Source organism: Albidovulum sp. (assembly GCF_049646345.1).
In the GTDB taxonomy this organism is placed as follows: domain Bacteria; phylum Pseudomonadota; class Alphaproteobacteria; order Rhodobacterales; family Rhodobacteraceae; genus Albidovulum.
Map to the genome: position 1 here is coordinate 1 of NZ_JBARVQ010000723.1, position 9823 is coordinate 9823.

Consider the following 9823-nt stretch of genomic DNA (forward strand, 5'->3'; position numbering starts at 1 on the left):
CGACCGCAAAGGGCTCAATGCAACCAATACAAATTGCGAATTCGGTGGTCAGCGTCAGAAGCTCCTCCTCAAAAACTGATATTCCGCAGGCCGCAGCGAATGCGCCATCCAACAGCCAAGTGTTGACTTTGCGGTTGGGGCGGAAGAAGACGGCGCCATGATCCAGACCCTGCTTCAGGTGGCCCTTGGCGGCGCGCTCGGCGCTTCGGCCCGCTACATGACCAATGTCGCCGCGATGCGGCTGATCGGCCCCGGCTTTCCCTGGGGTACGGTCGCAGCCAATGTCGTCGGCTCATTCCTGATGGGTGTCATTGTCGTGGCGCTGGCCCATAAAGACGCAACCCGGATGGCGCCCTTTCTGATGACCGGTCTGCTTGGCGGCTTCACCACCTTTTCGGCCTTCTCGCTCGATGCGCTGACGCTCTGGGAGCGGGGGCAGACGGGTCTTGCTGCGACCTATGTGCTGGGCTCGGTGATCCTGTCACTCATCGCCATCGTGGTTGGAATGGCAGCCGCCAGAGGGGTTTTCGCATGAGTGGGGTCAAGTTGCTGACCGTCTCGGCCGATGAGGGCGAAAGCCGGCTTGATCGCTGGCTGAAGAAACGCTTTGCCCAGATCACGCAAGGTCAGATCGAGAAGCTGTGCCGCACCGGCCAGATCCGCGTCGATGGCGGCCGTGTCAAGGCCGCGACCCGTGTGCAGCCGGGGCAGGAGGTGCGCGTGCCGCCCCTACCGAAGTCGGACCCCACATCACCGAAGCCGGAGGCCGGGATCAGCGCGGCCGATGCCAAGATGATCCAGGCCGCAGTCCTGTGGAAGGACGAGCACATCATCGCGCTGAACAAGCCGCCGGGCCTGCCGAGCCAGGGTGGATCGGGGCAGGGCAACCGCCATGTCGACGGTCTGGGTGGCGCGCTAATGTTCGGCTACAAGGATCAGCCGAAGCTGGTCCACCGGCTTGACAAGGATACGTCCGGTGTCCTGCTGCTGGCCCGTACCGGCCGCATCGCCCGTGCGCTTAGCGAAGCATTCCGGTCCCGCACCACCCGCAAGATCTACTGGGCCGCCGTTGCGGGTGTGCCGAATCCCAAGATGGGCACGATCCGCTTTGGCCTCGTGAAAGCGTCGGGTCATGGCCGCGGCGGCGAGGCAGAGAAGATGATCGCCATCCACCCCTCGAAGGTCGATGAGACCGAGGGTGCTAAACGTGCGACCACGGATTTCGCCGTTCTCGACGCGCTTGGCACCCGCACCGCCTGGGTGGCGCTTGTCCCGGTGACAGGACGCACCCATCAGCTTCGCGCCCATATGGCCGAGCTTGGCCATCCGATTGTGGGCGACGGGAAATACGGCGGCTCGGGGCAGGAAAACCTCGGCGATGGCTGGGGCGCGCAGCTTGGCGGCGATATCAGCCGCAAGCTGCATCTGCATGCCCGCTCGATCAGTTTCGATCACCCGATCACCGGCAAGCGCATCACCCTGACGGCACCCGTGCCCGATCACATGAAACGCACCTGGAAGACGCTCGGCTGGTCCGAGGCCGATGTCCCCGCCGATCCCTTCGCGGAGGAAATATGAACCGACTGCGTCTGGTGGTCTTCGATGTCGACGGCACGCTCGTCGACAGCCAGGATCATATCCACGGGGCGATGGAGCTTGCCTTTGCGACGGTCGGGCATCCCCTTCCTGCCCGCACGGATATCCTGTCGATCGTCGGGCTGTCTCTGCCCGAGGCGATGGCCCGCCTTGTCCCGCATCTGCCGGGTCCGATTCAGGCCGATCTGGTTGAGGCTTACAAGGGCAGTTTCGGACGGATGCGGGCCAACTGGCAGCCGCCGCTTTTCGACGGGCTTGGCGCACTTGTGGCGACGCTGGGCGCGGACCCTGAGATTTTGCTTGGTGTTGCGACGGGTAAGTCCCGGCGGGGCCTGACACATGTGCTGGATGTGCATGGCTTGCAGGATTGTTTCATGACCACCCAGGTTGCCGACGATCACCCGTCAAAGCCGCATCCCTCGATGCTGTTGGCCGCCTTGGCCGAAACCGGGGTCGCGGCGCGGGATGCGGTGATGATCGGCGATACCACCTATGACATCGAGATGGGCCGGGCCGCCGGGTTTCGCACCATCGGCGTCAGTTGGGGTTATCACCGGCCCGAGGCGCTGGCAAAAGCCGGGGCAGGGCGGATTGTCGATACGGCTGAGACGCTTGCCGCTGCGATAAACCAGATTTGGGAGACGGCATGAGCGGTTGGACGGTCATACGGTTCTGGAAGGCGGTGACCGTTGCGCAGGAAGAAGGCGGGTATGCCGTCCTTCTTGATGCACGGTCCGTCCGCACGCCGTCGAAAGCGCCGCTGTTGATGCCAAGCCGCGCGATGGCCGAGGCGGTCGCGGCCGAATGGGCGGCGGTCGAAGACAAGGTCGATCCGCGCCTGATGCCAATCACGCGCCGCGTCAATGCCGCCATCGACAAAGTCGCGGTGCAATTTGACGAGGTCGCCCAACTGGTGGCGGACTATGGCGGGTCGGACCTGCTGTGTTACCGGGCCGAAGCGCCGGAGGCGCTGGTTGCAGCGCAGGCAGAGGCCTGGGATCCGCTGCTCGACTGGGCGGCAGAGGCGTATGGCACGCGCCTGAAGGTTACGCGCGGCGTGGCACCCGTGGCCCAGCCTACCGAAGCCCTCGCACGGCTCGCCGACGAGGTCCGGGCGACAACGCAGTTCCAGTTGACGGCACTCTATGATCTGGTCGGTCTCAGCGGTTCGTTGATCCTCGGCCTCGCTGCGACACGGGCCGAATTCGACGCCGAATCCCTTTGGGCGTTTTCCCGGATCGACGAGGATTGGCAGGCCGGGCAATGGGGCGAGGATGAGGAAGCGTCCGCCAATGCGGCATTGAAGCGGATGGACTTTCTACAGGCGCATCATTTTTGGGAACTTTCGTCCGCGTCGCCGGAATAATGTTTCGTGCGACCTTACGTCACCTTGAAATTCGATCTGTCAAATCTGGTTTCGGTCACATTTGCGGCCGTTTGCGACCTTGACGTGGGCATCACATCGTTCAAAACTGCGGTCGCTGGGGCGCATGCCCCGCTAAACAGGGTTCGAACCACTCGACCCAAACAGACTGCCCCGAATGGGGTGGCAACTCAGGAAGAGGTAAAAATGAAAAAATCGGTATTCCTCGGGGCGTTGGCCGCGACCACGTTGCTGGCCGGACATGCGTCGGCGGCAACGCTGGACGACGTCAAGGCCCGCGGCGAGCTGATCTGCGGCGTCAACACCGGTCTTGTGGGCTTTGCGGCCCCGGATGCGGCCGGCAACTGGCAGGGCTTCGACGTGGCTATCTGCAAGGCCGTCGCTGCTGCCGTTCTGGGCGATGCGTCCAAGGTGAAATATGTGCCGACCACCGGTGAGACCCGCTTCACCGCTCTCGCTTCGGGCGAAATCGACATGCTGGCCCGGAACACCACCTGGACCTTCTCGCGCGATGCGGACCTCAAGTTCACCTTCACCGGGGTGGACTACTATGACGGTCAGGGCTTCATGGTGAAGAAGGATCTCGGCGTCTCTTCGGCCAAGGAACTGGACGGCGCCACGGTCTGCATTCAGACCGGCACCACGACCGAGCTGAACCTTGCTGACTTCTTCAAGGTCAACAACATGTCCTACCAGCCGGTCGCGATCCAGACCAACGCTGAAGGTGAACAGCAGTACCTCGCCGGTGCCTGCGATGCCTACACGACCGACGCTTCGGGCCTTGCCGCGACGCGTGCGGTCTTCGCCGATCCGGAAAACCACATCATCCTTCCGGAAATCATCTCGAAAGAGCCGCTTGGGCCGCTCGTCCGTCATGGCGACGACCAGTGGGCCGATATCAACCGCTGGACGCTCAATGCGCTGATCGCGGCAGAAGAGTTCGGCGTGACCTCGGCCAATGTCGAAGAACTGTCGAAAGGCACCGAGAACCCGGAGGTCAACCGGATCCTCGGCACCGAGGGTGACCTTGGCGCGATGCTCGGTCTCGACAAGGAATGGGCCAAGCGCGCGATTGCCGCCGAAGGCAACTACGGTGAGATTTTCGCCAAGTATCTCGGCGAATCGACCCCGATCGGCCTGGCCCGCGGCCTGAACGCGCAGTGGACCCAGGGCGGTTTGCTCTACACGCCGCCGTTCCGCTGATCTGAACACCAAAGGCGCGCGGACAACCGCGCGCCTTTCGTCCATCGAGAACAGTCCGAAGGCCGGGGCATCACGTCCCGAATAGACGGCAAAGCCGCAAGTGCCTTCGACAACGGGGATAAAATCATGGCTACAGCCGCTGACGCGCCGAAGGAATCCTTTCGGCTAGGGATGCTTGTTTACGATACGCGGTATCGTGCGATCACCATCCAGATCGTCGTCCTTATTCTTTTCATGCTTGGCGTTTCATGGCTGCTGGGCAATCTGTTCGACAACCTCGCCGAGCGCGGTAAGGATCTGAGCTTTTCATTCCTTTGGAACCGGGCCGGGTATGACATCAACCAGTATCTGATCCCGTATACAAACGACGACACGCATTTCCGGGCGCTGCTGGTCGGACTGATCAACACGGTCCTCGTGGCGGTGCTCGGTTGTGTCGCGGCGACGGTGATCGGAGTGATTGTCGGGGTGTTGCGGCTGTCAAAGAACTGGCTCGTCTCGCGTCTGATGACGGTCTATGTCGAAATTTTCCGCAACGTGCCGGTGCTTCTATGGATACTTGTGGTATTCGCTGTATTTACTGAGGTAACGCCGCAGCCGCGCGATTTTAAGGTTACGGACGAGATGATTGCAGCGGGCGAAGAGCCCGCAGCTGCGATGTCCGCCTTTAATACGGTTGCAATCACCAATCGCGGCACTTTCATTCCCAAGGCGCTTTACGAACGCTCACTGGGCGAGGTCAATATCGGCTTCCTGCCGATCAGTCTAAACACTGTCGCTATCATTGCCGTCGTCCTTGCCAGTCTTTTCGGATACCGGATGATCAAGACACGTGCCAACGCGATACAGGAGGCGACCGGGGTCCGGCCCGTGACCTGGTGGAAAAGTGTGCTGACGGTCTTCGGACCGCTCATCGTGCTTCTCATCGTGCTTGGCTTCCATCTGGAAATCCCGACACTCGGCGGCTTCAATTTCACCGGTGGCATTCTGGTGTCGAACTCACTGATGGCGCTGTGGCTGGGCCTGACGCTCTACACCGCCGCCTTCATCGCGGAGATCGTGCGCGCCGGTATTATGGCCATCTCCAAGGGCCAGTCCGAGGCATCCTTTGCCCTTGGCCTGCGTCCCGGCCGCACGATGAGCCTGATCATCCTGCCGCAGGCGTTGCGGGTCATCATCCCGCCGCTCATCTCGCAATACCTGAACCTGACCAAGAATTCGTCGCTGGCGATTGCGGTCAGCTACATGGATGTGCGCGGCACGCTTGGCGGCATCACGTTGAACCAGACCGGGAGAGAGCTTGAATGCATGCTTCTCCTGATGCTCATCTACCTGACGCTCAGCCTGCTGATCTCGTCGGGGATGAACGTCTACAACAACGCTGTCCGGTTGAAGGAGCGCTGAGATGTCTGATCAGAACGCAAACTCTGCCCTTTTTGTCCGTGACGCGATGTTGCCACCCGTGGCGCCGCCGGTATCGGAAGCCGGGGTGGTCAAATGGCTGCGCGAGAACCTGTTCTCCGGCTGGGTCAACTCGATCCTGACGGTGATCGGCTTTGTCACCATCGTCTATCTGCTGAAGCTGGCGCTGCCGTGGTTCCTGCACGGCGTCTGGAACGCCAATTCCCTTGGCGAATGCCGCGAGATCATTGCGGCGAACTGGGGGGAACATGCCCACGGTGCTTGCTGGGCGATGATCCGCGAACGCTGGAACCAGTTCCTGTTCGGCTTCTACCCGTCGACCGCCTATTGGCGACCGATCCTGGCACTGCTGCTCCTCCTGGTGGCGCTGGCTCCAGTGCTGTTCACCGAAAAATCGAACAAGCTCTGGATCGCCGGGGGCGTCATCACCGTCCTGGTCCTGTGGCTGTCGTTTTCGTATGGCGAATGGCTACCGGTCGGCATCCTCGTTCTTATCGCCGCTATCACCGGCGTGATGGGCGCGCGCGGTGCGAAATGGCCGGTGAACCTTCTCTGGTTCTCGGGCGTCTATGCTGGTCTGGCCTTCTGGCTGCTCTGGGGCGGGTCGATCTGGCTGCCTGTCACGGCAATGCTGGGCTTCGTAGTCGGTGGGGTCGCGTTTCGCTTTTCCGCGCCAGTGTCGGGCACAATTGTCGCTGCCGGGGTTGGTGCCGTCGCGGCTGTCCTCTGGTGGTACTTCGCGGCCGGCGCTCTGACAGACACCCTGACCGGGATCACTGGACGCAGCCAGCCCTTCTGGCTGCGCGGAGTCGATTCGGATGAATTCGGTGGCTTCGTCCTTGCCTTCACCATCGGTCTTGCCGGGATCGCGATTTCCCTGCCGATGGGGATCATCCTGGCGCTCGGCCGACGTTCAGACATGCTGCTGGTCAAGGCGCTCTGCGTGGGCTTCATCGAGTTCATTCGCGGTGTGCCGCTGATCACGCTCTTGTTCACGGCGTCACTGCTCTTGCAGTACTTTCTGCCGAAGGGGACAAGTTTCGACATTATCCTGCGCGTCATCATCATGGTCACACTCTTTTCGGCGGCCTATATTGCCGAGGTGATCCGGGGTGGCCTCGCCGCCCTGCCACGCGGCCAGTACGAGGCGGCCGACGCGCTTGGCCTCGACTACTGGAAGGCGCAAAGGCTGATCATCATGCCACAGGCGCTGAAGATCTCGATTCCGGGCATCGTGTCCTCTTTCATCGGGCTCTTCAAGGACACCACGCTGGTCGTCTTCGTGGCACTTCTCGATCCTCTGAAAGGTATCACCGACGCCGTGCGGGCTTCGATCGAATGGAAGGGCATCTACTGGGAGCCCTATATCTTCGTCGGCGCCATTTTCTTCATCATCTGCTTCAGCATGTCGCGGTACTCCATGTACCTCGAAAACAAGCTGCAGCGTGAACATCGTTAAGGAGAGTCCATATGTCGGACCCACATGCCGTTACCCGCGAGATTGACCGCAGCCACATGCAGATCTCGGATGAAGTCGCGATCCAGATCAGTGGAATGAACAAGTGGTACGGGGCGTTCCACGTCCTGCGCGACATCAACATGACCGTGAACCGGGGCGAACGCATCGTTATCTGCGGCCCGTCCGGTTCGGGCAAATCGACGCTGATCCGCTGCATCAATCGGCTGGAGGAACACCAGCAGGGGCAGATCGTTGTCGACGGGATCGAACTGACCAACGACCTTAAGAACATCGACAAGGTGCGCTCCGAGGTCGGGATGGTGTTCCAGCATTTCAACCTTTTCCCGCATCTGACGATCTTGGAAAACTGCACGCTCGCCCCGATCTGGGTCCGCAAGGTCCCGAAGAAGGAAGCCGAAGCGACAGCGATGCATTTCCTCGAAAAGGTGAAGATCCCCGAACAGGCCTTGAAATATCCCGGCCAGTTGTCGGGTGGTCAGCAGCAGCGCGTGGCCATCGCCCGCTCGCTCTGTATGAAGCCGAGGATCATGCTCTTCGACGAACCGACCTCGGCGCTCGACCCCGAGATGATCAAGGAAGTTCTCGACACCATGATCGAGCTCGCTGAAGAAGGGATGACGATGCTTTGTGTGACCCACGAGATGGGTTTTGCCCAGGCCGTGGCGAACCGGGTGATCTTCATGGATCAAGGCCAGATCGTCGAACAGAACGAGCCGAAAGAGTTCTTCAATAACCCGCAATCGGACCGGACCAAGCTGTTCCTCAGCCAGATTCTCGGGCACTGACAGCCGCCAGATGCAAGGAAAAGCCCCGGTCTTCACCGGGGCTTTTTCGTTTGTCGGGAAAACTGTCGATCAAATGGCAGCAACCGTACCGCCATTGCCAACCAAGCTGATCTGTACGGCTCGGTCAGATGATTCCGCTCCAATGCAGAACGCAAAAGCTCGGTTCCGGTCACATTGTTTTTGCAAGTCTTTGAAAAGATGTGGAGGCGGGTACCGGAATCGAACCGGTCTTCACGGATTTGCAATCCGCTGCGTAACCTCTCCGCCAACCCGCCGGTCCGAGGCTCGCGTTGTCTAGCGTGGGTGGCGCGCAGCGTCAACGGGCTGCGAAGGGGGGTGTTCCGTTTCTTTTCCGGATCGCCTATATGAGACGATCTTGATCCGCAGGACCCCGCCGATGTCAGACGCCAAACCGACCGCCCCCGTCACGCAGGATGTCGTGACCATTCCCCGCAAGCTGCCGGAAGGCGGGCGGGTGAACCTTGTCGGGCTGACGCGCGACCAGCTCAGCGAGGCGTTGATCGCGGCGGGCACGCCGGACAAGCAGGCCAAGATGCGGGTCGGGCAGGTCTGGCAGTGGATCTATCATTGGGGTGTGCGCGACTTTGCCCAGATGACCAACCTCGCCAAGGATTACCGGGCGATGCTGGCCGAGAAATTCGAAATCGCGCTGCCCGAACTTGTCACCCGTCAGGTCTCGGCCGACGGCACCCGCAAATACCTTCTGCGCATCGCTGGCGGGCATGAGGTTGAGACGGTCTATATCCCCGAGGAAAACCGGGGAACGCTTTGCATCTCGTCGCAGGTCGGCTGCACTCTGACCTGTTCCTTCTGCCATACCGGCACGCAGAAGCTGGTCCGCAACCTCACGGCGGCCGAGATTGTCGGTCAGGTCATGCTGGCGCGTGACGATCTGGGCGAATGGCCCGAACAGGGCGCGCCGAAGAACGAAACGCGGCTGGTCTCCAATGTCGTCCTGATGGGCATGGGCGAGCCGCTTTACAACTTCGACAATGTCCGCGACGCGATGAAGGTGGTGATGGATGGCGAGGGGCTGACGCTTTCGCGCCGTCGCATCACACTCTCGACCAGTGGTGTCGTGCCCGAGATCGCCAAGACCGCCGAGGAAATAGGCTGTCTGCTGGCGGTCAGTTTCCACGCCACCACAGATGAGATCCGCGACCGTCTGGTGCCGATCAACAAGCGCTGGAACATCGAGGCGCTGCTGGCAACGCTTCGCGACTATCCACGGCTGTCGAACTCCGAACGCATCACCTTCGAATACGTGATGCTGAAGGGCGTGAACGACAGCGATGAGGATGCCAAACGGCTGGTCAAGCTCATTCGTGGCATCCCCGCCAAGATCAACCTCATCCCCTTCAATGAATGGCCGGGCAGCCCCTATCAGCGCTCGGACTGGGAGCGGATCGAGGCCTTCGCCGACATTATCTACAAGGCGGGCTATGCCTCGCCCATACGCACCCCGCGGGGCGAGGACATCATGGCGGCCTGCGGCCAGCTGAAATCCGCGACCGAACGCGCCCGCAAGAGCCGGGCCGAGATTGCTGCCGAAGCGGGATTGTCCGGCACCTGAACTGCGCCCACTGGCAATGATGTGGCCAGGGCGCTACCGTCGTTTCTGATAGCGGCGGAGGTATCCATGTCGGAATGGCGGGAGATGAGCGCGGGCGATCTGGGCCGTGCGATCGGGCGGGGCGAGATCGACGCGCAGGAACTGACTGCCGCCCATCTCGATGCGATCCGCAGCCACGAATACCGTGACCGCATCTATGCCCGCGTGACTGAGGCCCGGGCGCTGGAAGAGGCCGCCGCCGCGTCGAGACGCGCCATGGCTGGGCAACGCCTGTCGCTGCTCGACGGTGTGCCAATCTCATGGAAGGATCTCTTCGACAGTGCCGGGGTGGCCACCGAAAGCGGTTCGCGCCTTCTGGA

10 protein-coding genes and 1 tRNA gene are annotated in these 9823 nt (G+C 61.4%); 10 read left to right on the forward strand and 1 reads right to left on the reverse strand.

Features of this window, described 5'->3' with window-relative positions; translation table 11 throughout:
- The first annotated feature begins 157 nt into the window (after window positions 1-157).
- The 8 genes from crcB to WBB85_RS18860 all read left to right on the forward strand — a co-directional run bounded on the left by crcB (window position 158) and on the right by WBB85_RS18860 (window position 7870).
- Window positions 158-535 (forward strand): fluoride efflux transporter CrcB, encoded by a 378-nt coding sequence (gene crcB / locus WBB85_RS18825; protein WP_432640126.1) that lies wholly within the window; start codon window positions 158-160, stop codon window positions 533-535.
- Window positions 532-1578 (forward strand): RluA family pseudouridine synthase, encoded by a 1047-nt coding sequence (locus WBB85_RS18830; RefSeq protein WP_432640127.1) that lies wholly within the window; start codon window positions 532-534, stop codon window positions 1576-1578. The genes crcB and WBB85_RS18830 overlap by 4 nt, the downstream gene beginning before the upstream one ends.
- Window positions 1575-2246 (forward strand): HAD-IA family hydrolase, encoded by a 672-nt coding sequence (locus WBB85_RS18835; RefSeq protein WP_432640128.1) that lies wholly within the window; start codon window positions 1575-1577, stop codon window positions 2244-2246. The genes WBB85_RS18830 and WBB85_RS18835 overlap by 4 nt, the downstream gene beginning before the upstream one ends.
- Complete coding sequence (locus WBB85_RS18840) at window positions 2243-2962, forward strand: ATP12 family chaperone protein (protein ID WP_432640129.1); 720 nt, start codon at window positions 2243-2245, stop codon at window positions 2960-2962. Before WBB85_RS18835 ends, WBB85_RS18840 begins: the two co-directional genes overlap by 4 nt.
- 204 nt (window positions 2963-3166) lie before the next feature.
- Window positions 3167-4183: an amino acid ABC transporter substrate-binding protein gene (locus WBB85_RS18845; RefSeq protein ID WP_432640130.1), complete on the forward strand. Its 1017-nt coding sequence runs from the start codon at window positions 3167-3169 to the stop codon at window positions 4181-4183.
- Window positions 4184-4309: 126 nt separating this feature from the next.
- Window positions 4310-5587, forward strand: coding sequence for an amino acid ABC transporter permease (locus WBB85_RS18850; protein ID WP_432640131.1), 1278 nt, complete (start codon window positions 4310-4312; stop codon window positions 5585-5587).
- A gap of 1 nt (window position 5588) precedes the next feature.
- A complete protein-coding gene (locus WBB85_RS18855) occupies window positions 5589-7064 on the forward strand; it encodes an amino acid ABC transporter permease (protein WP_432640132.1) in 1476 nt (491 codons plus the stop codon).
- 11 nt (window positions 7065-7075) lie between these two features.
- Window positions 7076-7870, forward strand: a complete 795-nt coding sequence (locus tag WBB85_RS18860; RefSeq protein ID WP_432640133.1) for an amino acid ABC transporter ATP-binding protein — start codon at window positions 7076-7078, stop codon at window positions 7868-7870.
- 201 nt (window positions 7871-8071) lie between these two features.
- Here the strand turns inward: WBB85_RS18860 and WBB85_RS18865 are convergent.
- Window positions 8072-8145: transfer RNA gene (locus WBB85_RS18865), tRNA-Cys, on the reverse strand.
- A 122-nt stretch (window positions 8146-8267) separates the two neighbouring features.
- Here WBB85_RS18865 and rlmN point away from each other — a divergent pair.
- Window positions 8268-9464, forward strand: coding sequence for a 23S rRNA (adenine(2503)-C(2))-methyltransferase RlmN (gene rlmN, locus WBB85_RS18870; protein ID WP_432640134.1), 1197 nt, complete (start codon window positions 8268-8270; stop codon window positions 9462-9464).
- Window positions 9465-9530: 66 nt separating this feature from the next.
- The coding region (locus WBB85_RS18875; RefSeq protein ID WP_432640135.1) for an amidase family protein at window positions 9531-9823 on the forward strand (293 nt) is incomplete at its 3' end.

What these genes read in the sequence shown, in the direction of transcription:
- crcB (WP_432640126.1), top strand. Translation starts at nt 158, where the DNA reads ATGATCCAGACCCTGCTTCAGGTGGCCCTTGGCGGCGCGCTCGGCGCT.
- WBB85_RS18830 (WP_432640127.1), top strand. Translation starts at nt 532, where the DNA reads ATGAGTGGGGTCAAGTTGCTGACCGTCTCGGCCGATGAGGGCGAAAGC.
- WBB85_RS18835 (WP_432640128.1), top strand. Translation starts at nt 1,575, where the DNA reads ATGAACCGACTGCGTCTGGTGGTCTTCGATGTCGACGGCACGCTCGTC.
- WBB85_RS18840 (WP_432640129.1), top strand. Translation starts at nt 2,243, where the DNA reads ATGAGCGGTTGGACGGTCATACGGTTCTGGAAGGCGGTGACCGTTGCG.
- WBB85_RS18845 (WP_432640130.1), top strand. Translation starts at nt 3,167, where the DNA reads ATGAAAAAATCGGTATTCCTCGGGGCGTTGGCCGCGACCACGTTGCTG.
- WBB85_RS18850 (WP_432640131.1), top strand. Translation starts at nt 4,310, where the DNA reads ATGGCTACAGCCGCTGACGCGCCGAAGGAATCCTTTCGGCTAGGGATG.
- WBB85_RS18855 (WP_432640132.1), top strand. Translation starts at nt 5,589, where the DNA reads ATGTCTGATCAGAACGCAAACTCTGCCCTTTTTGTCCGTGACGCGATG.
- WBB85_RS18860 (WP_432640133.1), top strand. Translation starts at nt 7,076, where the DNA reads ATGTCGGACCCACATGCCGTTACCCGCGAGATTGACCGCAGCCACATG.
- rlmN (WP_432640134.1), top strand. Translation starts at nt 8,268, where the DNA reads ATGTCAGACGCCAAACCGACCGCCCCCGTCACGCAGGATGTCGTGACC.